This window comes from Candidatus Enterococcus willemsii, from assembly GCF_009933335.1.
GTDB classification, from domain to species: domain Bacteria; phylum Bacillota; class Bacilli; order Lactobacillales; family Enterococcaceae; genus Enterococcus_F; species Enterococcus_F willemsii.
In genome coordinates, this window is the sequence record NZ_MAEL01000044.1 from 53,111 (window position 1) to 77,831 (window position 24,721).

General features: G+C 37.9%; 21 protein-coding genes and 1 other annotated feature. Of the genes, 8 read left to right on the forward strand and 13 right to left on the reverse strand.

Annotated elements, in window-relative coordinates; translation table 11 throughout:
* Positions 1–23: 23 nt before the first annotated feature.
* On the reverse strand, positions 24–2,078 hold the full coding sequence (gene metG, locus BAU17_RS08660) for a methionine--tRNA ligase (RefSeq protein WP_272927947.1): 2,055 nt from the start codon (positions 2,076–2,078) through the stop codon (positions 24–26).
* Positions 2,079–2,211: 133 nt separating this feature from the next.
* Here metG and BAU17_RS08665 point away from each other — a divergent pair, with 133 nt between their 5' ends.
* Both BAU17_RS08665 and BAU17_RS08670 read left to right on the forward strand, forming a co-directional pair.
* The gene (locus BAU17_RS08665) at positions 2,212–2,487 is read left to right on the forward strand and encodes a hypothetical protein (RefSeq protein WP_161902418.1); all 276 of its coding nucleotides are present in this window, start codon (positions 2,212–2,214) and stop codon (positions 2,485–2,487) included.
* Positions 2,488–2,553: 66 nt separating this feature from the next.
* Positions 2,554–3,381, forward strand: coding sequence for an NUDIX domain-containing protein (locus BAU17_RS08670; RefSeq protein WP_161902419.1), 828 nt, complete (start codon positions 2,554–2,556; stop codon positions 3,379–3,381).
* A 44-nt stretch (positions 3,382–3,425) separates the two neighbouring features.
* Here the strand turns inward: BAU17_RS08670 and BAU17_RS08675 are convergent, their stop codons facing one another.
* The 4 genes from BAU17_RS08675 to BAU17_RS08690 form a co-directional block, all read right to left on the reverse strand.
* The gene (locus tag BAU17_RS08675; RefSeq protein WP_161902420.1) at positions 3,426–5,066 is read right to left on the reverse strand and encodes a peptide ABC transporter substrate-binding protein; all 1,641 of its coding nucleotides are present in this window, start codon (positions 5,064–5,066) and stop codon (positions 3,426–3,428) included.
* Positions 5,067–5,079: 13 nt separating this feature from the next.
* Positions 5,080–5,787, reverse strand: a complete 708-nt coding sequence (locus BAU17_RS08680; RefSeq protein WP_161902421.1) for a gamma-glutamyl-gamma-aminobutyrate hydrolase family protein — start codon at positions 5,785–5,787, stop codon at positions 5,080–5,082.
* Positions 5,788–5,952: 165 nt separating this feature from the next.
* Positions 5,953–7,761 (reverse strand): ABC transporter permease, encoded by a 1,809-nt coding sequence (locus BAU17_RS08685; RefSeq protein WP_161902422.1) that lies wholly within the window; start codon positions 7,759–7,761, stop codon positions 5,953–5,955.
* On the reverse strand, positions 7,751–8,500 hold the full coding sequence (locus BAU17_RS08690) for an ABC transporter ATP-binding protein (protein ID WP_161902423.1): 750 nt from the start codon (positions 8,498–8,500) through the stop codon (positions 7,751–7,753). The genes BAU17_RS08685 and BAU17_RS08690 overlap by 11 nt, the downstream gene beginning before the upstream one ends.
* Before the next feature lie 256 nt (positions 8,501–8,756).
* Here BAU17_RS08690 and BAU17_RS08695 point away from each other — a divergent pair, with 256 nt between their 5' ends.
* The 3 genes from BAU17_RS08695 (at position 8,757) to pepT (ending at position 13,672) form a co-directional block, all read left to right on the forward strand.
* On the forward strand, positions 8,757–10,448 hold the full coding sequence (locus BAU17_RS08695; RefSeq protein WP_161902424.1) for a glycoside hydrolase family 3 protein: 1,692 nt from the start codon (positions 8,757–8,759) through the stop codon (positions 10,446–10,448).
* A gap of 341 nt (positions 10,449–10,789) precedes the next feature.
* Positions 10,790–12,439, forward strand: coding sequence for a peptide ABC transporter substrate-binding protein (locus BAU17_RS08700; RefSeq protein ID WP_161902425.1), 1,650 nt, complete (start codon positions 10,790–10,792; stop codon positions 12,437–12,439).
* Positions 12,440–12,451: 12 nt separating this feature from the next.
* Positions 12,452–13,672, forward strand: coding sequence for a peptidase T (gene pepT / locus BAU17_RS08705; RefSeq protein WP_161902426.1), 1,221 nt, complete (start codon positions 12,452–12,454; stop codon positions 13,670–13,672).
* 55 nt (positions 13,673–13,727) lie between these two features.
* Here pepT and BAU17_RS08710 read toward each other — a convergent pair whose 3' ends face one another.
* The 4 genes from BAU17_RS08710 to BAU17_RS08725 form a co-directional block, all read right to left on the reverse strand.
* Positions 13,728–16,124: a DNA translocase FtsK gene (locus BAU17_RS08710; RefSeq protein WP_161902427.1), complete on the reverse strand. Its 2,397-nt coding sequence runs from the start codon at positions 16,122–16,124 to the stop codon at positions 13,728–13,730.
* A 77-nt stretch (positions 16,125–16,201) separates the two neighbouring features.
* On the reverse strand, positions 16,202–17,005 hold the full coding sequence (locus BAU17_RS08715) for an amino acid ABC transporter substrate-binding protein (RefSeq protein ID WP_161902428.1): 804 nt from the start codon (positions 17,003–17,005) through the stop codon (positions 16,202–16,204).
* Positions 17,006–17,030: 25 nt separating this feature from the next.
* The gene (locus tag BAU17_RS08720) at positions 17,031–17,666 is read right to left on the reverse strand and encodes an amino acid ABC transporter ATP-binding protein (RefSeq protein WP_161902429.1); all 636 of its coding nucleotides are present in this window, start codon (positions 17,664–17,666) and stop codon (positions 17,031–17,033) included.
* A 12-nt stretch (positions 17,667–17,678) separates the two neighbouring features.
* Complete coding sequence (locus BAU17_RS08725) at positions 17,679–18,323, reverse strand: amino acid ABC transporter permease (RefSeq protein WP_161902430.1); 645 nt, start codon at positions 18,321–18,323, stop codon at positions 17,679–17,681.
* 179 nt (positions 18,324–18,502) lie between these two features.
* Positions 18,503–18,736 (reverse strand) — a binding site (T-box leader).
* Positions 18,737–18,882: 146 nt separating this feature from the next.
* Here BAU17_RS08725 and BAU17_RS08730 point away from each other — a divergent pair.
* The 3 genes from BAU17_RS08730 (at position 18,883) to BAU17_RS08740 (ending at position 21,550) form a co-directional block, all read left to right on the forward strand.
* Positions 18,883–19,743: a helix-turn-helix domain-containing protein gene (locus tag BAU17_RS08730; RefSeq protein WP_161902431.1), complete on the forward strand. Its 861-nt coding sequence runs from the start codon at positions 18,883–18,885 to the stop codon at positions 19,741–19,743.
* Between the two features lie 122 nt (positions 19,744–19,865).
* Positions 19,866–20,975: an ABC transporter ATP-binding protein gene (locus BAU17_RS08735; RefSeq protein ID WP_161902432.1), complete on the forward strand. Its 1,110-nt coding sequence runs from the start codon at positions 19,866–19,868 to the stop codon at positions 20,973–20,975.
* 194 nt (positions 20,976–21,169) lie between these two features.
* Positions 21,170–21,550 (forward strand): YccF domain-containing protein, encoded by a 381-nt coding sequence (locus BAU17_RS08740; protein ID WP_161902433.1) that lies wholly within the window; start codon positions 21,170–21,172, stop codon positions 21,548–21,550.
* 43 nt (positions 21,551–21,593) lie between these two features.
* On the opposite strand, the gene BAU17_RS08745 is transcribed toward BAU17_RS08740, so the two are convergent.
* From BAU17_RS08745 to phnC, 4 genes are read right to left on the reverse strand one after another with little or no spacing between them, the layout of a single operon-like run.
* Positions 21,594–22,307, reverse strand: coding sequence for a tyrosine-protein phosphatase (locus BAU17_RS08745; protein WP_161902434.1), 714 nt, complete (start codon positions 22,305–22,307; stop codon positions 21,594–21,596).
* 12 nt (positions 22,308–22,319) lie between these two features.
* Entirely contained in the window at positions 22,320–23,102 is a 783-nt protein-coding gene (locus tag BAU17_RS08750) for a PhnE/PtxC family ABC transporter permease (RefSeq protein ID WP_161902435.1), read from the reverse strand.
* A gap of 28 nt (positions 23,103–23,130) precedes the next feature.
* Positions 23,131–23,919, reverse strand: coding sequence for a phosphonate ABC transporter, permease protein PhnE (phnE, locus tag BAU17_RS08755; RefSeq protein ID WP_161902436.1), 789 nt, complete (start codon positions 23,917–23,919; stop codon positions 23,131–23,133).
* Positions 23,906–24,721 carry a phosphonate ABC transporter ATP-binding protein gene (gene phnC, locus BAU17_RS08760; protein WP_161902437.1) on the reverse strand — a complete coding sequence of 272 codons (816 nt, stop codon included), beginning with the start codon at positions 24,719–24,721 and terminating at the stop codon, positions 23,906–23,908. The genes phnE and phnC overlap by 14 nt, the downstream gene beginning before the upstream one ends.

Sequence of the window (24,721 nt, forward strand, 5' to 3'; positions counted from 1 at the left end):
ATCCGTATCATCCTCTAAGATGTTTAAGCAATAATTGAACCGTTTGGCATGCCTTTTGGTGCTTCTACAATTTGTAGTTTACCAGAAGCATCTTCAGCTGATAAAATCATTCCTTGACTGATTTGTCCGCGCATTTTACGTGGTTTCAAATTGGCAACAATCACAACTTTCATCCCGATCAATGCACTTGGATCTGAATAAAATTCAGCAATTCCTGACAGAATTTGACGGTCTTGACTATCACCGGCAGCTAGACGGAATTGTAACAACTTGTCTGCACCTTTGACTTTTTGGCAGTCAATCACTTCAGCAACTTTCAATTCTACTTTATCGAAGTCTTCATATTTAATTTCTTTATCTTTCACAGAAACAAGTTCGGTTTCTTCTGGATTCCATTTCACAGAATCATCGTTTGTTTGTGTGCCTTCAGACATTTTCTTTTGAATATAAGCGACTTCTGTTTCGGTTTCTAAACGAGGGAAAATTGGTGTGCCTTTGGCAACAACTTTTGTCTCACTTGGAAATTCACCAAAGTGCAAGTCTTTCAATTCCATCGCTGTGCTGTCTAAACCTAGTTGACTGAAGATTTTAGCAGGTGCTTCTGTCATCATTGGTTGCAATAGAATTGCTACAATGCGTAAGCTTTCTGCTAAGTGAACCATTACGCTGTCTAATTCAGCTTTACGTTCTTCATCACGAGCCAACACCCATGGTTCTGTTTCATCAATATATTTATTCGCACGTGAAATCAATGTCCAAACTTCAGACAAGGCTGTGCTAAATTCCATTTTATCCATTGCTTCGTGGTAACGTCCAACCACATTCGCTGCCGTTGTCGATAGCTCACTGTCAAATGGCGTTACTTTTGACGCATAGTTTGGCACAATGCCATCACAGTACTTGTTCACCATTGCAATGGTACGATTCAATAAGTTTCCTAAGTCATTGGCTAAATCATAGTTTACACGTGAGACAAAATCTTCTGGGGTAAAGATACCGTCACTACCAAATGGTACGGCACGTAATAGATAATAACGCAGTGCATCTAAACCGTAACGATCAACCAAAATTTCTGGATACACAACGTTTCCTTTAGATTTAGACATTTTACCGTCTTTCATCATCAACCAACCATGACCAAAAATTTTCTTCGGTAATGGTAAATCTAATGCCATCAACATAATCGGCCAATAAATCGTATGGAAACGCACGATTTCTTTTCCAACCATGTGTACATCAGCAGGCCAGAATTTTTGGAATAGACTGTCGTCTTCTGAACCATAACCTAAGGCAGTAATATAGTTTGATAAAGCATCAATCCAGACATAAACCACGTGTTCAGGGTTGGCATCAATCGGTACACCCCACTTGAAAGTTGTACGAGAAACAGCTAAATCTTCTAGTCCTGGTTCGATGAAGTTTTTAATCATTTCATTTTTACGTGCTTCTGGTTGAATAAATTCTGGATGTTCATTGTAATATTCTAATAAACGATCCGCATATTTGCCCATACGGAAGAAGTACGACTCTTCTTTGACTAACTCTACTTCATGTCCACTTGGCGCTTTCCCACCAATGACTTTACCATCTTCATCACGATAAACTTCTGCTAATTGTGTTTCAGTGAAAAATTCTTCATCCGAAACAGAATACCAACCTTCATATTGACCCAAATAGATATCGTCTTGATCTAATAGTTGTTGGAAAATTTTACGCACAGCAGCTTTATGATAGTCATCTGTAGTACGAATAAATTTGTCATAGCTAATATCTAGTGTTTTCCACAATTTTTTGACATCCGCTGCCATACGATCTACGTATTCTTGTGGTTCAACACCTAATTCTTCTGCTTTTTTTTCAATTTTTTGACCATGTTCATCTACTCCAGTTAAGTAGAATACATCAAAGCCCATTAAACGTTTGTAGCGTGCAACTGCATCACAAGCAATCGTTGTATACGAATTCCCAATGTGTAATTTGCCACTTGGGTAATAGATTGGCGTCGTAATATAAAAAGTTTCTTTCTCAGCCATGAGTCTCCTCCTCTTCTCTAAAACGAGATTATTCTCTGCTAGTATATCATATTTTACACGTTGTGTTTTTATTTTTCATTCGGTTTTCGATATTTCTTACTTCGACAGCAGGATATTTTTGCGGGAGAATCAATTTTTGTTATAATAGAAACATACTTTATTTTATTTTGGAGGATGTATGACACACAGACAACGTAATTCATTAATTCTATTTACACTTTTAACCATTATCCATGTATTATTTTATAATTTTTACCCACCAATTTATGGTTATATGAACATTCACAATCAACTCGGTTGGTTTTTACCGATTAAATTATTGTTACAAATTGCTTTATTACTTATTTTGGCAGTTGTTGGATTCTTGCAATTACAACATCATAAGAAGAAATTTATGCTTTTTTATGTGACCTTATTCTTCTTTAATTTGATTTTACTATTTCTCTTTTTCTAGCTTTTGCTTCTAAATAAAGCATGATACAATAAGGCGAATAGAATCTATTTCTGAGGAGGAACCCCGATGATTTTTGCTTCCCAAGCAGAGGAAAAATTATATTACGAACAACAAGCCACCGAAGCAGAATTTCTCGCGTGGTATCAACAACAAGAGCAACCCCAGTATGAAAAACCTTCTGTGACCGTTGATATGGTTTTAGTTTGTTACGATAAAGAAGAAGATCAATTAAAAATCTTATTGATTCAACGCAAAGGCCATCCTTACCGGAACTCGTGGGCATTACCAGGTGGATTTGTGAATCCCAATGAATCAACTGGTGAAAGCGTCATTCGTGAAACAAAAGAAGAGACAGGTGTAGCGATTTCAGCACAAAACATTGAACAACTACATACGTTCAGCACACCAAATCGTGATCCTCGAGGTTGGGTCATTACCGTTAGCTATTTAGCATTCATCGGTGAAGAACCTTTAGTAGCTGGTGATGACGCCAGTGAAGTTCGTTGGTTTTCTTTAAATCGACGTGCCAATCAATTGTCACTGATCAACGATGAAGTTGAGATTATTTTGGATTTACAAACGGGTGAATCGTTAGGAAAAGATACTTTGGCCTTTGACCATAGTGAAATTATCTTAAAAGCCTTTCGTCGTGTGCTCAATAAAATGGAACATGAACCACAAGTCTTGCAAGTTTTAGGCGACAGCTTTACCATCACGGAAGCACGTAAAGTTTTTGCAAAATTCTTAGGGGTAGATTTCCGTACCATTGATCATTCCAACTTTAAAAAATCAATGTTACAAGCATTTGATGAAATTGGTGAGCGTCCAGCAGGAATCGGTCGTCCTTCCAAAATTTATCGCTTAAAAGAGCGTGTCTTGCAAAAAAATAATTAATCAAAAAGAGAGATTTCGTTAAATAAACGAAACCTCTCTTTGTTTTATTCTGTCACATACGCTGTCCGGAATGATACAGAACGTCCGAATGGGAATAGTTGCAATCCTTCTAAACGATCTGATTTCAAGTAAGCTGTTGCACCTTGATACAGTGGCAATACAGCTGCATCTTCTTCGATTAACAGTTTTTCCATTTTTAACAAATCTTCCCAACGAGCATCAGGGTCATTGGCTAATGTTGTGCGTGCATCTTGTAAACCAGCATCATATGTTGGATTGTCATAACCAGCTGTATTCAATCCACTTTGCGAATCGTAGAAATTCAAGAAATCAATTGGATCGGCAAAATCTGGGGTCCATGTTCCAAAGACTAAATCAAATTTTCCTTCATTTTGCAAATCCAAACGGTTTTGCAATGGAATCGAGCGAATATTAATCGTTAGTCCTGGTAAATTTTCTTCCAATTGTCCTTGCACGAATTCAACGGTCTTTTTCGCCAAAGCTGAATCTGCGGATAGTAATTCTAAGGTAATTTCATCTTTGCCTAACTCTTGTTTGGCTTTTTCCCATGAGGCTTGTGCAGCTTTGACATCATATGGTAAGAAATCGCCATTTTCTTCACGGAAATCTTCCCCAGTTGATGGATTTTTAGCAAAATCTTTGGCAACAAAACCATTTAGTGGTGTGGAGCCATCTGCTAGAATATTTTTGGTAAATCCTTCTTTGTCAATCGCTTGTAGAATTGCTTTACGTACATTGACATTTCCTGTGACTTCACGTTTTTGGTTTGGACTTAAATACCCAACCATTGCTTTGGAGACAAAATATGCTTGATCAGAATCTTGGTATTGTTGTACGTAAGTATCTGCTAATAGCGTGTAATCCAACTGTTGGTCTTCAAATAAGTTCGCACCTGTCGCAATTTCTTTGACCACATTCACATCGATTTTATCTAATTTTACATTATCTTTGTCCCAGTATTCAGGATTTTTTTCTAATTCCCAAATGGTGCTATTGCCATTCCAACCCTTAATAATGAACGGACCATTTCCCACAAAATTTTCTTCGCTTGTACCATAAGTTTCGCCTAATTTTTCAGCAAACTCTTTTTGTTTTGGCATAAAAGGCGTTCCTGTTAGAATTTGTGGTAAAAACGGGAGTGGATTTTCTAATTCCAATTGTAAAGTTTGATCATCTAATGCTTTCACACCCAATTCAGAAACTTCTTTTTCGCCTGAACGAATCTCTCGCCCATTTTTGAAAATATCCATGCGGTCACTGCTGGTTGAAGCATTTTTTGGATCAACTACGGTTTGAAAAGAATAGACAAAGTCTTCTGCTTTAACTGGTGTGCCATCGCTATAATTGCTTTCTCTTAATTTAAACGTATAGGTTAAGCCATCTTCACTAACCTCTGGCTCTTCACTGGCTAACGCTAGTTCAGGATCATTGTCTTGATTGATACGATACAGCCCTTCTGTTAGTTGACCAATCATATCTGAACTATTGACATCCGTATATTTTGCGCTATCTAAAGTCGTCAATTCCCCCGAAAGTGAGACTGCAATTTCTTGTTTAACAGCATCTGTTCCTGTTGTATCACTTGAATCAGCCGTATCGCCAGAACCGCCACATGCTGCTAACAACACTGCTGTCACTGCCAATAAAAATCCCAATTTTTTCATTTTGTCACTCCTCTTATAATGTATTCACTACGTAATCAAAAACCTTCATTTCTTTCGGTTGTGCCATAAAAGCAAAATCTGGATGCCATTGCACGCCTAACAAACGACGCTCGGCATTTTCGATGGCTTCCACTAAACCATCCGAACAAGTCGCACCAACTTGAAAATCGCTTGCTAATTGATGAACCCCTTGATTATGGAAAGAATTGACTTGATCTTTTTCACCATAAATTGGACGTAACACACTTGATTCAGTGGTCCATAACGCATGTGATGGGTGTTCTTTGGGAATGGGATCTTGCATGTGTACAACATCAGTAAACGTATGTAACTCTTGTTTTAAATTCCCACCAAAGAAAACATTCATCAGTTGCATGCCACGGCAAACCGCAAAAATCGGTTTGCCTTGTTTCAAGGCTTCGTCCATCAATGCCAACTCAAATTTATCACGTTTATCATAATAACTACCTTGCACGATTTGTTTTTGTTTGTAATAGCGTGGAGAGACATCTTGCCCTCCGGCTAAAATAAGTTTGTCAACGCGGGAAATATACTCTTTCGCCAATTCAGGAGAATCCATTGGAATAACCATCGGCAAGCCACCTGCTTGTTGCACTCCTTGGACATAGCCATTCGGGGTATAACTAATTGCTAAATGATGCAATGTTTCTCCCGCATCTAATGCTTCATTTGCTGCAATTCCTACAACTACACGTCCCATTTATTCTCCTCCATTTCAATTGGTTTTAAGCCATTTTTTTAAATCATACTCCCGTTTGTCAGTAAAAGTCAACTTTTCTGTGATAGCTTTTTTCTATCTAAAATGACCCTTTTTCCTTTTGTTAATAAAAAAAGAGATAGGCAAATTTTGCCTATCCCTTTGATATTACGCTGTTACACCTTGATAGACTTTACGGAAGTAGAAAATCCGGGCAATTAGGTAATAGAGTAATTGAATCAATAAGAAAACACCCAAGACTTGCCAGCCAGCAGTTTGCATCGATAAATTAAACATATGATACATCGCCGTCAATGCAACAATCCCATGGGCAAATGATACGACAATCGGGGTAAAGAATAAAATACCGACTTGTTGATAAATCATTTTTTTCAATTCTTTTTTAGATAAACCCAGTTTGTAAATCATTTTGAATTTCTCAATATCGCTATCCATATCGCTATACAAACGGAAATACAAAAAACTTCCAGCTGATACGAAGAAAACAATACCGATGAAAATTCCTACAAACAATACCGGTGCATAGGACTTAATAATGGTATCTTTCATAAAGGCCGTTGCTTGTACTGCATACAGTTCTTGCTTGCTCAATTCAGTACCTGCTTGAATTTGAGCTTCTTCCGATCCTTTTGTGACTACCCAATACGTCATTGATGAGGCTTGTCCTGGAATATTTTCACCGTCAGGAATAATAAACGTCGGCATATAGATTGGCAGTGCCGAAGACTCCTTTAATTGACTGACTTCGTAGGTTTGTTCCGCTACATTGACATTCGGTTGTTGACTGGTTTGATTAAAGACTTCCGATGATTTTAATTGAATGGCTTGGTCACCAACTGAGACCGGATCTTCACCAATCACTTTTGCTAATTTGTTAAATTCTGATTCCGTAATCACTTGTTGTTCGTTATCCATATAATAAGTGAAGGTGACTTGGTTTGTATCAATATTTTGTTGCGCCAAGACGTCATCAACTTGTTTCTTTTCTTTTTCATTGGTATCCATTAAAGAAAAATCGTATGGTGCCGTACCAACACTACCTAAGATAATCTCTTGTAAGCCATACAATGTGCCGATTGCCGCAAATGCGACAGTAGAAATAACAGACACAAGGAAGAAACTACGCGCATTGTCTTTCATCCGAAAGGCTAAGTCAGAAAAAACAACCATGTTAGTTTTTTTCCAAAACAGCGACTCACTTTTTTTCACACGTTCAATGGCAAAAATACTAAACTGATTAAATAAGAAATTTGTACCTAAAATGACCGTAAATACAACTGGTAAGAAAACAACGACCACAGACATTCCTGGTGCCAACAATGCAACCGTATATCCACCACCAATTAAGATGATAGCTAATATACTTTTAATAATTGATACTTTAAATGTCCCTTTTCCTAATTCATTGGCTTTTAACAATTCTTGCACGTTTAGTTTCGGCAAACGAAATTGAATAAAAAATGAGATTAAGAAAAACAGCAGCAAGAAGGAAACAATCGTTAAGCCCAAAGCTTTTACAGGGAAATAAAATGGAAAGTCAATTGATAACGTCACACGAGAAATCCACAAAATCAATTGTGAAAAACCAAGACCTAGCACACTACCAGAAATTGTCGCAAAGAAACCAATGACTAGATTTTCAATAAACACCATTTTTCGCAATTGCTTCGGACTCATCCCTTGAATCATCAACAAGCCAAATTCTTTCTTTCGTGATTGCAAAAAGACACCCATCGAATACATAACAAAGAAAAACGCAAAGCCATAAATAATAATCGCAGAACCTAACATCCCAGTCTTCACATTTTCATTCAGTCCTTCTGACAACGACGGATGAAACGCCATGACACTAAACGTAAAGAACACCATGACTGAAAACAAGGTACTCAAAAAATACGCTAAATACAAATGCTTGTTGCGCATTGTATTACGCACAACAAATTGTCTAAAATTCATTATCGACACCTTCAATTCTTGCTAATTCTTCTAAAATTTCTTCATAAAAGGCTTTTTGGCTATCCTTCCGATGAATATCGTGAACCAATTCGCCATCTTTAATAAAAACAATCCGTTTGCAATAGCTTGCAGCCAAAGGATCATGGGTCACGAGTAAAATCGTTGCACGTTCTTCTTCATTTAATTGACGCAGCAAGCCCATCACATCTTTTGATGATTTCGTATCTAAGTTCCCAGTCGGTTCATCGGCTAGTAACAATTCTGGTTGATGAACCATCGCACGGGCAACAGCCACGCGTTGCGCTTGCCCACCTGAAATTTCTGCAATTCGTTTATTTAATAACCCGTCAATCCCCAAACGTGGAGCAATGTCACGAACTTTCTTCTTCATCACTGCTACTTTTTCGCCATCTAATGTTAAAGGTAAGACGATATTTTCTTCCACCGTTAACGTCGGCAACAAGTTAAATGATTGGAAGACAAAACCTAATTGCGTGCGACGAAATTGGGCAATTTTCTCTTGATCCAAATCATTGGGATTTTTACCATTTAATAAAATCTTGCCGCTTGTTGGTTGGTCAATGGTTGCTAGTAAGTTTAAGAAAGTTGTTTTCCCACTCCCAGACGGTCCCATAATACCAACAAATTCGCCATCATTAACGGTCAAATCAATGCCTTTTAATGCTTCATATTGGACATTTTGTCCATAAACTTTACGTAAATTTTCTACTTGTAACATTTGAATTTCTCCTTTATTGTTTATATATTGAGTATAGCGAAAAACGAACTTACACAACATTGATTGAAGTAACAACGAACGAACAATTTTGTCATGTGAGACGCTCACTTTTAACCTTAATCTAAGGGTTAAACAGGATATAACTAAAATGACAACGCATTCATTTTAGTCGTATCTATAACAATTGGCCTGACATGGCACTATGCTAAAGACACCAATCAACACTACTCCGTCACAAGAAAGGTTGAATTTTTTTATGATTAACTTACAAGCAAATCCCTTTTTCTTAACTGCAGAACAAGAAAGCTTCGTCTATCAAACAGTAAACAATATGACTATCGCAGAAAAGATTGGACAACTCTTCTGTTTACACGGTGACTATAAAGACTTTGATGAATTGGCGCAAGTCATTACCCATTACCAACCAGGAGCGATGATGTATCGTCCGGGTGACAGTAAACAAATTCAAGATATTCACCGTTTTATTCAACAAACAAGTCGGCTACCGCTATTATTAGCAGCAAATTTAGAATCTGGTGGTGATGGTATTGGGAATGATGGTACCTTCTACGGACGTGCGATTCAAGTAGCTGCTGCCGAAGACAATAAACATGCCTATCGCCTAGGTAAAATTTCTGGAAAAGAAGGGGCTGCGGTGGGTTGTAACTGGTCATTTGCGCCAGTCATCGATATTAATATGAATTACTCGAACCCCATTACCAATGTTCGCACGTTTGGTTCTGATCCAAAACGAGTCAAAGATTTAGCATTAGAATACATCAAAGGTTGCCAAGAAGAAGACGTTGCTGTGTCTATCAAGCATTTCCCAGGCGATGGTGTCGATGATCGCGATCAACATTTAGTCACTTCTGTAAACTCGCTCAGTACCTCTGAATGGGACGAAACTTATGGCATGGTCTATCGCGAATTAATTGAAGCCGGCGCAAAAACTGTGATGGCTGGACATATCATGCAACCTGCGTATACAAGATTTTTCAATCCGTCCATTAAAGACGAAGAAATTATGCCAGGCTCGCTCTCACCTGAGCTGTTACAAAATTTACTACGCGAAAAATTAGGATTCAACGGGTTAATCGTCACGGATGCAACCAATATGGCTGGTTTTGCAAGTAAAGGGATGCGTAAAGACTTGTTGGCACAAGCCATCAATGCTGGATGCGATATGCTATTATTCACGCGTGATTTGCAAGAGGATTATCAAGCTATTCAAAGTGCCGTTAGTCAACAAGTAATTTCAGCTGAACGCTTAGACGAAGCAGTTACTCGGATTTTAGCGACCAAATCCTCTCTAAAATTGTTCGATAAAACAGAATTAGTGCCCCAAGCAGAACAATTGCAAACATTACGCAGTGAACAACATCGTCAATGGGCATATGAACTTTCAGATGAATCTATTACGTTAGTCAAAGATACACAAGCACTTCTGCCACTTTCACCTGAAAAACATCAAAGAGTGTTGTTATTTGTTTTAGGGGATGTTGTCAGCTCTAGTGGCAAGCCACCTGTTAGCCAAGCATTTGTAGCTGAATTAGAAAAAGAAGGGTTTCTTGTCGAACGATTTGATAAAAAAACGATGGGCTCATTTTTCTTCAGTGGTTCGGTCGAAGAATTAAAACAACGCTACGATTTAGTTCTCTATTTTGCCAATATTAAAACCGCAAGTAATCAAACAACGGTCCGTATTAACTGGCTACCACCAATGGGCTTAGATGTGCCATGGTTCGTTCAAGAATTACCGACAGCCTTTATTTCAATTGCCAATCCGTATCATCTACAAGATGTGCCAATGATTAAAACTTATATTAATGCCTACACAGCCAATGAATTTAACCCTACAGAAATCGTCAAAAAACTGGTCGGTAAATCTACCTTTAAAGGCGTTAGTCCAATTGATCCGTTCTGCGGCTATTGGGATGCACGATTGTAAACGAATTTGGTGATTCATATTTTCTAATTGACAGTTGGACACTCTTAAGATAAAATCAAACCAATTTCATAGAATTAAATTTCGATGAAGAGAAAAGTAGGTTTATTTCATTTTTAAAGAGACGTTCTGGCTGGTGAAAAGAGCGAATGAGTAAATTGAACAATGGCCTCTGAGAAATAAATTGTGATGAAGCAATTTCGAGAAGGTTCACTCGTTATAATAGAACACCAATATCTATCAGATGTTGGCTTTGAAATCAAAGGTGGTACAGCGATAAATTCGTCCTTTTACTAACAATTGTTAGTAAAAGGACTTTTTTTATAAAAAAAGGGGGAACAACAATGAAAAAATGGGTTAAATCTGCACTTTTCTTTAGTGCAACAGCGTTACTTTTAGCTGGTTGTGGTGCAAAAGGGACAACTAGCAGCGAGTCTACAGAAAGTAGCGTAGCAACAGAACAAAATATTACGGTAAGTTTACCGGCACAATTATCGACACTTGATACCACACAAACGACTGATAAGGTCACTTTTACCGTCGTTCAACATATTTTTGAAGGTTTGTATCGATTAGATGATGACAGTCAAACGGTACCAGCATTGGCTGAATCTGTTGATATTAGCGAAGACGGGAAAATTTATACCTTCCATTTAAGAGACGACATCAAATGGAGTGATGGGACGCCAATCACAGCAGATGATTTTCTTTTCTCTTGGAAACGACTTGTCAATCCAGAAACAATGGGACCAAACGCTTATTGGTTAGATAATGTGGTTAATAGTCTAGATATTCGTGAAGGCCGTGCAGATATTGATTCAATTGGCTTAAAGGCGTTGGATGAACAAACATTTGAAGTGACTTTAATCAATCCACAACCTTCTTTCTTATCGATTGTTTCGATTGGTTGGTTAGCACCGCAAAATGAAGCTTTTGTTACAGAACAAGGTGACAACTATGCGTTATCAAGCGAAAACATGATTTATTCTGGACCGTTTATTTTAGAAAATTGGGAACCAGCTTCTGATAATTGGACATTAAAACCAAATCCTGAATACTATGATGCGGATAAAGTAAAATTAACGGAAGTCAATGGCTCTACCATCAAAGAAGAAAGCACAGGGATTGGCTTATTTGAGACAGGTGAATTAGATTTCACAAAGATTACTGGACAAAATGTGCAACACTTTAAAGACAATGAAGCGATTGTTTCTCAACAAGAAGTTGCAAATCGTTTCTTAGACTTTAATAAAAAAGCTAATGACGAGTTAGGCAACAAACACTTCCGCAAAGCCATTGCACTGGCGATTGATAAAGAAGGATTAGTCAACAATGTCTTAGCAGATGGCTCAGCGACTTTAAACGGCTTAATTCCAGCCAACTTGTATGCGAATCCAGAAACAAACGAAGATTTCCGTGCGTATAGTGGCGAGTACAATGTCTATGATTTAGATGCAGCAACCAAAGAATGGACCACTGCTAAAAAAGAATTAGGTTTTGATACGATCGAGTTAACCTTACTTGTTGATGATTCTGAAAATGGCAAGAAAATCTCAGAGTTTGTACAAAATCAATTAGAAACGAATTTACCTGGTTTGAAAATCAAAATTACACCACAACCAGCAAACAATGTGAACCAATCACGAGCAGATAAAAAATATGAACTTTCTCTTTCTGGTTGGACTGCTGGTAGTAGCGACTTGAATTCTTATTTCAATCTATATCGCTCTGGTTCTTCTTATAATTACGGGGAATATGAGAATGAAGAGTTTTCTAAATTAGTTAGCGATGCGATTACAGTTGATGCCAATGATGAAAATAAAGTCTTTGAAGATTACAAACAAGCGGAAAAAATCTTGCTTGAAGACGATGCTGCTCAAGTGCCTCTTTATCAAAGTGCCGCAAATTATTTAGTCAATCCAAAAGCTAAGAATATTGTCTACCATTCATATGGTGATTATTTCAACTTACGGGAAGCTTATATTGAAGAGTAAAGGATGTTTAGCATGAATCAATTACTAACTGATTTTTTAGAATTTGTCCGTGTCAACACACGTTCAGATGAACAATCACCAACGGTTCCGACAACCGTTGGTCAAATTGAATTAGCGAAAATACTTGAAAAACGTTTAGTAGATTTAGGATTAGAAAATGTCAGCTATGATGAATCAAATGGCTTTGTTTTAGGCAAACTTGCTGGTGATCCAGAGAAAATGGCCTTAGGATTTATTGCCCACTTAGACACGGCTGATTTTAATGCGGAAAATAATCAACCTCAAGTGATTGAAAATTATGATGGCAAAGACGTCGTGCTTAATCAAGAACAACAAATTATCATGACGACGGCTGAATTTCCCAATCTAAAAGATTATGTTGGAGAAACCCTCATTACGACCAACGGCTTAACACTGCTTGGTGCCGACGACAAAGCAGGTATTGCGGAGATTTTAGAAATGCTACGTCAATTAATTACCCAGCCAAAAGAAAGCCGTGGTGATGTCTGGGTGGCTTTTGGACCTGATGAAGAGATTGGGCGTGGTGCGGATCGTTTCCCTGTTGAAAAGTTTCCAGTTCGCTTTGCTTACACTGTCGATAGCGGACGTGTGGGTAATTTTGAATACGAAACATTCAATGCTGCAAAAGTCGATATTGAAATTCAAGGAACGAGCGTCCATCCTGGGACAGCTTACGGTCAAATGGTCAATGCACTAAAGCTAGGACAAGCCATCGACCAAGCGCTACCAGCAGATGAAGTACCTGAAAAAACCAGAGATTACGAAGGATTCTATTTACTAAACAAGTTCACTGGCACCATTGATCATGCCACTCTTAACTATATTATTCGTGACCATGATGAACAAAAATTTGCTGAACGTAAACAACAGATGATGACTATTCTGGACCAGTTAAATCTAAGCTTGGATACACCAAGAATTACTTATCATATTGAGGACCAATATTACAATATGCGCCAAGTGATTGATCAACACCCGCTCGCAATTGAATTACCACAAATCGCAATGCGAGAATTAAATATCACGCCTAATGTACAACCATTTAGAGGTGGGACAGACGGCTCTAAAATCTCAATGATGGGTCTACCTACACCAAATATTTTTACAGGTGGCGAAAATTTCCATGGTCAATTCGAATTCATCACCTTGGAAGCAATGACTAAAGCGAGCCAAACATTAGTCAAAATTGTTGAATTAGCAAGTAGATATTAAAAAACAAGACGAGTGTACGAGCACTCGTCTTGTTTTTAATTCTTAGCTATTCATCTTATTCTGGTGGTTCTTCGGGTAATTCGTAATCATCTGGAATACCTGTAATTAATACTTTTCTTGGTTTACTACCCTCGGATGGTCCAACCACACCATTGGCTTCTAGTTCATCCACTAAACGAGCGGCACGATTATAGCCGACTCTAAAACGACGTTGCAACAATGACACACTTGCTGTTTGCATTTCAACAACCAATTCTTTGGCTTGTTCGTATAATTCGTCTTGGGGTTCACTTCCACCACCTGTTGCGGATACTTCTTCTTCGGTTACCATCATTTTTTCTTCGTAGTTTGCCCCTTGTTGATCCGTCACGAATTTCACAACAGCCTCGACATCTTGATCCGAAATAAAGGCTCCTTGTACGCGAATTGGTTTGTTTTCACCCATTGGTAAGAACAACATGTCTCCTCGTCCAAGTAATTTCTCAGCACCATTGGTATCAATAATTGTTCGCGAATCCGTACCACTTGATACCGCAAAAGCCATTCGTGATGGCACATTCGCTTTAATAATACCGGTAATAACATCAACACTTGGACGTTGGGTTGCCAAAATCATGTGAATGCCGGCTGCCCGTGCCATTTGCGCCAAGCGGATAATCGCATCTTCCACTTCATTACTTGCCACCATCATTAAATCTGCCAACTCATCAACGATTACCACAATAAACGGTAGAATCGGATGTTTTTCGCCGGTCTCACGATTTCGTTGAGTAATCATTTCATTATATCCCGTAATGTTACGCACACCAGTTGCTGCAAATTTTTCGTAGCGTTCCTCCATTTCCTTGACTACTTTTTGGAGTGCTTGGGCGGCTTTTCTAGGATTCGTAACGACGGGCGTTAATAGATGTGGAATGCCATTATAAACATTCAACTCAACCATTTTCGGATCAACCATCATCAATTTGACTTCGTGAGGCTTGGCTTGCATCAGAATGCTTGTAATAATACCGTTAATCGCAACGGATTTCCCGCTCCCTGTCGAACCGGCGACCAGTAAATGTGGCATCTTAGTTAAGTCTGCTGTTTGGACACGACCTGAAATATCTCGTCCTAAAGGGACTTCTAACAAATTATCGCCATGAGCTGGCGCAGCCTCAATCACTTCTCTAAAAGAAACCATGCTGACAGCATCGTTTGGTACTTCAATCCCAATCAAGGATTTCCCTGGAATCGGTGCTTCCATCCGAATATCTTTGGCTGCTAAAGCTAACGCAATGTCATCGGTTAAACCAACAATTTTGCTAACCTTTACACCAATGGCAGGTTGAATTTCAAACTTGGTTACAGCTGGACCTAAACTCGCTTTGACTACTTTAGCATCAACGCCAAAGCTTTCAAAGGTTTTCTCTAAAACGGTAATGTTTTGTTCAATTTTTTTGTACTCACTACTTTGATCCGTTGATTTGACTTCTCCTAATAAAGTAGACGGTGGTAATTCATAGTCTTCGTCTTCCACTTCTTGCGGAATGTCAAATTCCAACACTTCGCCATCTTCCACCTCGGCTTCAGGCTGAGGTTTCTTCTTAGGCTTAGGTTCAGCCGGTGCCATTTGCTGTTGAAAACTATCAATTGGCACAAAACTCAATTGCTCTGGTTCGGTCTCTGGTGGAATTTCGCCGACTTGTATTTCCTTTTCTTCTTCGGTCATCGGACGCACTTGATTCTTTTCTTGCTCTTTTAATTCTGCTAAAACAGCGGCACGTTCCGCCGCTTTCTTTTCTTCTTTGGCTGCTTTTTTCGCTTGTTTTCGTTCTTCACGTTGCGCTTTTTTCTCTGGATTGCCTTCTAACAACTGCTCCACTTTTTCTTTGATTGCATGCAAAGCTTCCAGTAGTTGTTGACTATTCATTTGGCTGGCAAAAAAAGCACCCACTAAAACAAGTAATGCACCAATCAAGTAACTACCAATTTGAGAAACTAAAAAGTAACTACCGGTGTACAGCACTGCTCCTAGCATGCCACCACCAACATTATGCATAACATCATTTGCCCGAATATCTTCTAATAACAGGCCCCAAGTTGTTTGAATAATATTTGGGTCAGCTGATTGTAAACGGCCAAATAAATGGGCATGAAAGAAAATTAAAATTCCTGCATAAATAATAATTATCCCACTCACTCGGCGAATATTTGTTACTTTCGCTGCGCTATTTTTAAACATCAGCCAAATGCCATACCCTGCTAGCGCCACACAGAGTGCAGGAAAGGTATTCCCACCGACAATGCGGAAACCATTTGTAATTAATCGTCCTAAAAATCCTAATTGAAATAAACCAAATAATGCAAATAAAAAAAACAGGAATCCTAAGCCAATCAGAGTTAATTTCTCCTGTTGTTCGAGTTGTTTTTTTGTTTTACGCTTTTTTGCTCGTGTTTTTTTCTGAGCCAATCGTCATCCCTCTTTTCCCTTCTATATATTATACAAAAAAAAAGAAAGGAACACAAAATTCCTTCCTTCTTTAGCGATTATTCTGCTGATACATCTTCGCCAAACCATTTTTCAGAAATCTTAGCGAATGTCCCATTATCTTTTAGTTCTGTGAAAGCTTCATTAATTTTCTGCGCCAATTTGTCATCTTCTTTACGTACACCGACTGCAAAATCTTCTTTTTCAAATGGTGTTTCGATGACATTGAAGTCCGCTAATTGGTCGGCTTGTGTTAAGTAATATTCTGCGTACACGCGGTCAACTAACAAACCATCAATACGCCCTTTTTCTAAATCGATAAAGGCTTCATTAAAGCTCGCATACAAAGTCGCATCATTGTCTTTCACCAAATCTTGTAGCAATTCAGGTTGTTCAGTAAATGCTTTATAACCTGACGAACCTTCTTGAGCGCCCAACACTTTATCTTTCATTTGAGATGTTTCTGTAATTTTACTATCTTTTGCAGTAACTAATACTTGGTACGTGGTCATATACCCATCAGAAAACAATACTTTTTTCTCACGTTCGGGTGTCACTGTATATCCATTCCAAATCATATCAATTGTGCCATTGTCTAATTCGGTTTCTTTCATCGCCCAGTCAATTGGTTGGAAAGTAACTTTGGTATCTGATAAATCAAAGACTGCCGTTGCTAACTCAATATCAAAACCTGTTAATTCACCATTGTCATCACGAAACCCCATTGGTACAAACGTATCATCTAAGCCAACCACGACTTCTTTTTTATCCGCTGCGCTTTCTCTTTCTTTTTTGTCCCCGGTACCACATGCCCCTAATACCAATAAACCGACAACCATTACTAAACCTGTTAATTTTTTCATACGAATTTCCTCCTAATTTTTCCTTTTATTGAACTGGTGACACTTCTAATAAATTATCCGCAATATTTTTTGCAAAAACCAGATCATGTGTTACGACGATTTGGGTCACGCCTTCTTTTTTTAAATCTAAAATCAAGTGTTCCACTTGTTGACGTAGCGCCGGATCTAACGCACTCGTAGGCTCATCATATGCTAATACACGAGGGTTCATCGCCATTGCCCGAGCAATCGCTACCCGTTGTTTTTGCCCACCAGATAATTGATAGGGATATTGGTCCAATAAACCTTCCAAACCTAATTGTTTCGCTAGCTTTTGCGCTTTTTCGGTATAAACTGTCTCTGTTTCTTTCAAGACCATTTTAGGTGCTAACGTGATATTTTCAAACACACTTAGATGTGGGAACAATTGAAAATCCTGAAAAACAACTCCGACCACTTGTTCTTGTTCTTTCAGATTGATTGGGTCAAACTTTTTCCCATCGAGTAAAAAATCACCACTATCGACTTTCTCTAAGCCAGCGAGTGTGCGTAGTAAAGTCGTTTTTCCCCCACCAGAAGGTCCGACAATCGCTAAAATAGTACCTTCTGGAATTGTTAAGTCCAGTTGATTAATAATCGTTTTTTTGCCAAATGATTTGGTTATTTTCTTTAATTCAAGCATCTTTTCTTCCTCCTAACGGTAATAGTCTAGACGTTTTTCGATTTGTTTTAATAAGATTGTAAACACACCGGTCATAACGAGATAAATGATTCCCACACCAATGAGTGGTAACAATGTCGCTTCACGTTCCATCGCAATTTTACCGATACGCATCACGTCAGATAGACCTAAAATGTAGATTAACGAAGTATCTTTGACTAAACTAATGATTTCGTTGCCGACAGAAGGTAGCGTGATTTTCCCAACTTGTGGAATAATAATTTTAAAAATCGTTTGTCGTTTAGTTAAACGTAGTACTTGTGCTGCTTCGTATTGGCCTTTAGGGATTGATTGAATCCCCCCACGGAAGATTTCTGCAAAATATGCTGCATAGTTTAAAATAAACGCAAACACAGCTGCTTCGAATCGGTCAAGCACAATAATATTGGCTGTTGCTAAACCATAAAAGACAAAAATAAGTTGCAACAATAGTGGTGTTCCACGCATCAACCAAACATAGGTTTGAATAATTGATTTAAAGATTTTCGACTGACTACTTAAAATAAAGGCAAATAAAATCCCTAGTGGAATCGAGCCCAGCAACGTTAATGCAAATAGTTGCAAGGTAATACCGGTTCCTTTAAATAATTGCGGAAAAACTGAAATTAAAATATCCATGTTGACTTCCTCTCATTTCTGATTAAAATTTTTCAAATAAAAACCACGCAAACCGCCCTTGGTTTCCCAAGAGGACGCGTTTGCGTGGTGCCACCTCATTTTATCTTTGCTTCACAGACAAAGAACTCTGTTAGTTATCGATAGCTGGAACAAATAAAAAAGTCCTCTAGTCAAAATGACTAAAGGACGTAAATTACGTGGTTCCACCTTTGTTTATTTATCCCTCGCAGGATAAACCTCATGAAGTTATCTATCAATAACCATCGCTGTAACGGGCTCCCCGGACTTTCCTACTCATGCTTCAAAAAGTCGACTCCAAGATGTGTTTCACATAGTTCCTACTGTTTCTTCTCACCAACCAGAAACTCTCTTCAAATAGTAAACAATGTTACTCTTCTTTTCGATGTCTTTTTTTAAGTTGTTTTTACTTTACATTTTTCTTCGAAACTTGTCAATCTTTTTTAATCGAAAAATTCTGCTTTTCCTTCGACCAAACTTTCGATACAATGCTTAGTAAGTAGATTCAATTGGAACAAAACTTAGACAAGGTGGTTTTTTGATGAAACTTCATGATTGGCAACAAATTTATCCTGAGGCAACTATACATGCACATGCAACAGATGACACCTCATTTTTTTCCCTCCCAGTAGAGACTAATTTTCTTTGGATTTCTAAAGAAAATCTTTCAGCGAGTGAACAACGCTTACTTACGACACTAACAAAAGAACAAAAACCAGTTATTTCTAATAGCAAGCATCCTTGGTATTCTGCACTCTTTCAAGGAAAACAAGCACCTGTGACAAATGGTCGTTATCGCATAATTCAAGTAACTTTCCAATCACTGGGTACTCTTTCTGATAGTTGGAGCGAAGAAATTAAAAGTTTGTTACCAGCTTTAGTTGATTGCTTCTTTCTGACTGAAACGATTTGTATATTAGTCGAAGCGTACAGCGAACAAGTTCTTTCAGCAGAAGAACTGGAAGGCGTTTTTCTAGCCTTGGATGGAGACTTTGATACGTATACACGCTTGTTTGTCGGCGTATTTTATCCATATGACCGTGAATTTACACGTCTTTTACAAGAAGAAAAAGAATTATTTCAAACAGAAATAACCTATAACAAGCAAGCCAAATGTTTTGATTTAGGTCAAAGTGTGATTCGTTTCTTTGCAGAACATGCTGTCAGCGACAGTTATATGATGCGCTGTTTGTATACGAATTGGTTCGAAGACGATATCGTCGCTATTATTATTGCCCTGTGGAACAATCAAGGCAATATCAGCTCGACAGCCAAAGAATTATTCATGCACCGCAATACCGTCCAATACCAAATTGATAAGTTTCAAAAACGCACCCTATTAAATTTAAAGAAAATGAATCATCTATTCCTCTGCTACTTACTCATAATGACCTTTGAATAAAAGCGATTTCAAAGATGCACAAAAAAAGTGACTAGTTTTTGTGCATCTTGACGTTGCTCGTTAAAACGGTTTCATTTATAGTTGATTTATCAAATAAATGACGTAGAAAGAAGGAACAGTTCATGGTACAAATGGCCTTAAAAAATGTATATAAAAAATATGACAATGCAGAAAACTATTCTGTAACTGACTTTAACTTAAATATTCAAGATCGCGAATTTATCGTATTCGTTGGTCCTTCCGGATGTGGGAAATCAACAACACTACGCATGATCGCTGGTTTAGAAGATATTACTGAAGGTGAATTGTCAATTGGTGACAAAGTAATGAATGACGTTGCACCAAAAGACCGTGACATTGCGATGGTTTTCCAGAACTACGCTTTGTATCCACATATGACTGTCTATGACAATATGGCATTTGGTCTAAAACTTCGTAAATATGACAAAGCTGAAATTAAAAAACGTGTTGAAAATGCTGCAGAAATTTTAGGTTTAACAGAATATTTAGATCGTAAACCAGCTGCCTTATCTGGTGGTCAACGTCAACGTGTGGCTTTAGGACGTGCAATCGTTCGTGATGCGAAAGTCTTCCTAATGGATGAACCTTTATCAAACTTAGATGCTAAACTACGTGTAGCGATGCGTGCCGAAATCGCTAAATTACACCAACGTTTAGAAACAACAACCATCTATGTTACGCATGACCAAACGGAAGCAATGACGATGGCTGACCGTATCGTTATTATGAAAGATGGCTTCATCCAACAAATCGGTTCTCCTAAAGAAGTTTACGATACACCTGAAAATGTCTTCGTTGCCGGCTTTATTGGTTCCCCAGCGATGAACTTCTTCAATGTTACGTTAAACAATGGTGTTGTTACTGATGGTTACGGTTTGAAATTACGTATCCCTGAAGGCCGTAACAAAGTCTTAGTTGAAAAAGGTTACGAAGGCAAACAACTAATCTTCGGTATTCGTCCAGAGGATATCAACAGTGAACAAGTCGCAATTGATGCTTCACCAGAATCGACAGTCCATTCTGAAGTTGTCGTTTCAGAATTACTTGGTGCGGAAACGATGCTTTATACAAAAATTGGTGAGACAGAATTCATCTCTAAAGTGGATGCACGTGATTACCACAAACCAGGTGAAATGATTGATTTAGCGTTCAATATCAATAAAGCTCATTTCTTTGATAAAGATACCGAAGAAGTGATTAAATTACCTTAATACGTTAGTTCCCAGTAATCGCATGGATTTGCCCCCATGTGATTGCCGGATAACTTATATACAATATTTCCTTATTTGTATCCCCCACGAAAGAGTAGTGCATCGTCACTACTCTTTTGCATTATCCGTCTGAAGTCCCTTTTTATTCGTACAATTTCTTGATAAACTAGAGAAAAATAGAAATAGGTGATCATATGAAATTACTTGGAAATCTTATCTGGTTGATTTTTGGTGGTCTTGTGGGCGCTCTAGGCTGGTTTTTAGCCGGTTTACTTTGGTCTATCACGATTATTGGAATTCCGATTGGTGTGCAATGTTTTAAATTAGCAGGCTTAAGTTTATGGCCTTTTGGAAAAGAAGTTGTTTATAGCGACAGTAGTGTGTCTTTATTAATCAATATTATTTGGCTAATTATTAGCGGATTGCCACTTGCTTTAGCACATATTGCTAGTGGCATCGTGTTGTGTCTAACGATTATCGGGATTCCATTTGGAAAGCAATCTTTCAAGCTAGCAAAACTTGCGTTGATGCCTTTTGGTGCACGAGTCGTTTCAGCAGATAGTTGGCGATATTAAGATGAAAAAAGGTAAATCGGTCAATTGATCCGATTTACCTTTTTTATTTTGTAGAAACTAGTTGAACCGAAAACTTTCGTTCAATTGCAGCTAACTCATCTTCTGTCACACCAATTTGTCTTAGGTATGCAGGAATACTTTCAAATGTTTGTTCAATAAAAGCCAAAGTGGACGCCATTACTTCCGCATCTGAACGTAATAGTTCTGTCATCGGTGCCAGACTTTTTGCAAATGAGGGATTTACAGATAAATACGTATGTGTTATTTGATAATTTGCGATAATATCAGCGTTTGAAACGCCAACACTACCTAAGATTAGAGCTGCTACTACACCAGTACGATCTTTGCCAGCAGCACAATGAAACAATACAGCATTAGACGCTTCTGCTAAAATGGTGAAAATTTGTCGGATGCCTGATTGCTTATCAAGCAACATCTGAATATAAAAATCTTCAAAACGAAAATCAGCTAAAGGTAATTCCATATTCACCGCATTTTCACTTGCTAATGGAATATTATAATAATAAAAGGAACTTTCTTTTGGGTGCGGTCCTTCTTGATTTTCTTTTTCACCACGTAAATCAATCACTGTGGATACACCATAATCAACTAAAAACTGCAAATCATTTTCAGATAAATTTTTCAAATCATCGCTACGCAAAAATGTCTTCCACGCAGTCATCCCATTACTTGTTTGGTATCCACCAAGTTCACGTGTATTATAGGTATTTTCTAAAGGCAAACGAACATAATTCATCGATAAAAGCTCCTATCTTAATTGTTTTTTTAATCTGGTAACTAGTAGCTCAACAGTAACCATTGTTAAAAAAATGGTCAAAATAATCGTCGTAATCAGCGGATAATCATATTTACCAATTGACTTCATTAGTAATGTACCGATACCGCCCGCACCAATCATCCCTAATGAAATTGATTCGGCAATGTTTCCTTCTAAACGAATCGAAATCCATGATAAAAATGGCTGGGTGAGATTCGGTAGCAACCCTTCCGTAATGATTTGCAATTTGGTGGCTCCTGTTGATTTTAATGTTTCAATAATTGCTGGGTCTTGTTCTTCAATCGAGCTGATAAACGACTTAGTTAAATAACCCATTGTTGGAAAAACCATCCCCGTTAATCCAGCAGCGTTACCAAATCCTAAACTAGCTACTAACATTAAAATCCAAACTAATGCTGGCACTGCACGAATTACACTAATTATCGCTTTAACTAGCACCGAAACCCACGGATACGGCGCGGTATTTGTCGCACCTAAAAAACTTAAAACAAACGAAAGTAAAATGCCGATTGCTAAACTACCTAATGCCATTGAAATAGAGACAAATAACTCAGAGATAATAACTGGCAATTCTTGAAGATTTAAATCAAAGAAAAGCTTCACAATATCTCCAGCATCTGCAAAACGTGACATAAACTTTCCAACATCCAATTGTAAAAAATACACGGAGACTAAAAACAATGTGACTGCCCCTACTATAGTGACTAAATTTATTGCTTGCTGTCGAACCGGTGAAAGTCTAATTCTTTCCATACAATGCTCCTTTATTTATTATTCTTTGTTAACTGATAGCTCTTCGTAACCGATTCACTAAAAATTCTGTCAATAAAACCATAACAACTAATAATATTATTAATGATAATGCTTCATGGTATTTGAATAAACGGATATTGGTTTGAATCATAATCCCAATTCCGCCAGCTCCAACCATCCCTAAAATAGATGAGGCACGGATGTTGATTTCAAATGAAAATAACGTCCAATTTAACCAAGCAGGAGCAAACTCTGGTAGCAAACCATGAAATAAGATTTGCCAATAAGAAGCACCACTGGCTTTCAATGCATCTAATTTAGACCCAGCAATTTCGTCAATCGATTCCGCATAAGACCTCGTTAAAAATCCTAAAGTTGCCAAAATCAACGCAATTAATCCGACCAGACTGCCAATACCGAAAATATAGACTAATAAAGAGGCCCATACTAATACTGGGATATTACGCATGAAGGAAACAAGCGCACGAACAACTACACGGAAACCAGCAAATGGGTTTGTTTGTTCAGCCATTAATAGCCCTAAGACAAATGCCAAGATTGCAGAAACATAGGTACCAACGACTGCAAATAAAATCGTTTCAATAACATAAGGCAGGTATGTTGGTAGAGATGCAATATTTGCTGGCCAAAAATTCGTAACAAAGAATGAGATAAATTGCGGAAATGACAAGACAATTTCCATCATATTAATATCTAAATACATAAAAGTGACAATAGTTGTCAACGCAATTAACCCTAGATAAATCGCCAAGTTATACGTTTTTGTCGGAACTGCTGATGCATTAGATCTCTGCATAACTAATCTCTCCTTGTATCACAAACTCCTTTTCTTTCGGAAGGGTCATCTCATGTTCTTTTCCTAAATAAATTTGTTGGATAACGTCTTCTGATAGTTCATCTGGTCTGCCATCAAAAACAACACTCCCACTGTGGATACCAATAATGCGAGTCGCATATTTTTTTGCAAAGTCTACTTGATGCAAATTGACGATACATGTAATGCCTTTTTCCGTTACTACTGTTTTCAAATGATCCATTACGATGGACGCTGAATTAGGGTCTAAGGAAGCAATTGGCTCATCTGCTAAAATTAATTTTGGGCGTTGCATCATTGCGCGACAGATGCCGACACGTTGCATTTGCCCACCCGACAATTCTTTTGCGCGTTTATAGATTTGTTTCTCTAAGCCCACTTTTTTTAATAATGCCACCGCTTCTTGTTTGTCTTCTTCACTGTATAAACCAAAGAGACTACGAAAAAGTGAGACATGACCTAAGCGCCCATGTAAAACATTTTTAATGACATTTGTACGCCCGATTAAATTATAATGTTGAAAAATCATGCCAATTTTAGAGCGTTGCTTCCGCAAGGCGCCCCCTTTTAGCTTATTCATCGGCACACCTTCAAAAATGACTTCTCCCTCACTAGCATCAACCATTCGATTAATTGTACGAATGAAGGTTGATTTACCGGCACCAGAAGGTCCAATAATAACGATAAATTCTCCCTCTTGAATTTGCAAGTTGACATCTTTTAACGCAAAATCTTTTTGATTATAACTTTTTCCTAATTTTTTAGTTTCTAAAAGAGTCGTCAT

Excerpts from the sequence above, each read along its gene's own strand:
- BAU17_RS08665 (WP_161902418.1), top strand. The coding sequence starts at position 2,212 with ATGACACACAGACAACGTAATTCATTAATTCTATTTACACTTTTAACC.
- BAU17_RS08670 (WP_161902419.1), top strand. The coding sequence starts at position 2,554 with ATGATTTTTGCTTCCCAAGCAGAGGAAAAATTATATTACGAACAACAA.
- BAU17_RS08675 (WP_161902420.1), bottom strand. The coding sequence starts at position 5,066 with ATGAAAAAATTGGGATTTTTATTGGCAGTGACAGCAGTGTTGTTAGCA.
- BAU17_RS08680 (WP_161902421.1), bottom strand. The coding sequence starts at position 5,787 with ATGGGACGTGTAGTTGTAGGAATTGCAGCAAATGAAGCATTAGATGCG.
- BAU17_RS08685 (WP_161902422.1), bottom strand. The coding sequence starts at position 7,761 with ATGAATTTTAGACAATTTGTTGTGCGTAATACAATGCGCAACAAGCAT.
- BAU17_RS08690 (WP_161902423.1), bottom strand. The coding sequence starts at position 8,500 with ATGTTACAAGTAGAAAATTTACGTAAAGTTTATGGACAAAATGTCCAA.
- BAU17_RS08695 (WP_161902424.1), top strand. The coding sequence starts at position 8,757 with ATGATTAACTTACAAGCAAATCCCTTTTTCTTAACTGCAGAACAAGAA.
- BAU17_RS08700 (WP_161902425.1), top strand. The coding sequence starts at position 10,790 with ATGAAAAAATGGGTTAAATCTGCACTTTTCTTTAGTGCAACAGCGTTA.
- pepT (WP_161902426.1), top strand. The coding sequence starts at position 12,452 with ATGAATCAATTACTAACTGATTTTTTAGAATTTGTCCGTGTCAACACA.
- BAU17_RS08715 (WP_161902428.1), bottom strand. The coding sequence starts at position 17,005 with ATGAAAAAATTAACAGGTTTAGTAATGGTTGTCGGTTTATTGGTATTA.
- BAU17_RS08720 (WP_161902429.1), bottom strand. The coding sequence starts at position 17,666 with ATGCTTGAATTAAAGAAAATAACCAAATCATTTGGCAAAAAAACGATT.
- BAU17_RS08725 (WP_161902430.1), bottom strand. The coding sequence starts at position 18,323 with ATGGATATTTTAATTTCAGTTTTTCCGCAATTATTTAAAGGAACCGGT.
- BAU17_RS08730 (WP_161902431.1), top strand. The coding sequence starts at position 18,883 with ATGAAACTTCATGATTGGCAACAAATTTATCCTGAGGCAACTATACAT.
- BAU17_RS08735 (WP_161902432.1), top strand. The coding sequence starts at position 19,866 with ATGGTACAAATGGCCTTAAAAAATGTATATAAAAAATATGACAATGCA.
- BAU17_RS08740 (WP_161902433.1), top strand. The coding sequence starts at position 21,170 with ATGAAATTACTTGGAAATCTTATCTGGTTGATTTTTGGTGGTCTTGTG.
- BAU17_RS08745 (WP_161902434.1), bottom strand. The coding sequence starts at position 22,307 with ATGAATTATGTTCGTTTGCCTTTAGAAAATACCTATAATACACGTGAA.
- BAU17_RS08750 (WP_161902435.1), bottom strand. The coding sequence starts at position 23,102 with ATGGAAAGAATTAGACTTTCACCGGTTCGACAGCAAGCAATAAATTTA.
- phnE (WP_161902436.1), bottom strand. The coding sequence starts at position 23,919 with ATGCAGAGATCTAATGCATCAGCAGTTCCGACAAAAACGTATAACTTG.
- phnC (WP_161902437.1), bottom strand. The coding sequence starts at position 24,721 with ATGACGACTCTTTTAGAAACTAAAAAATTAGGAAAAAGTTATAATCAA.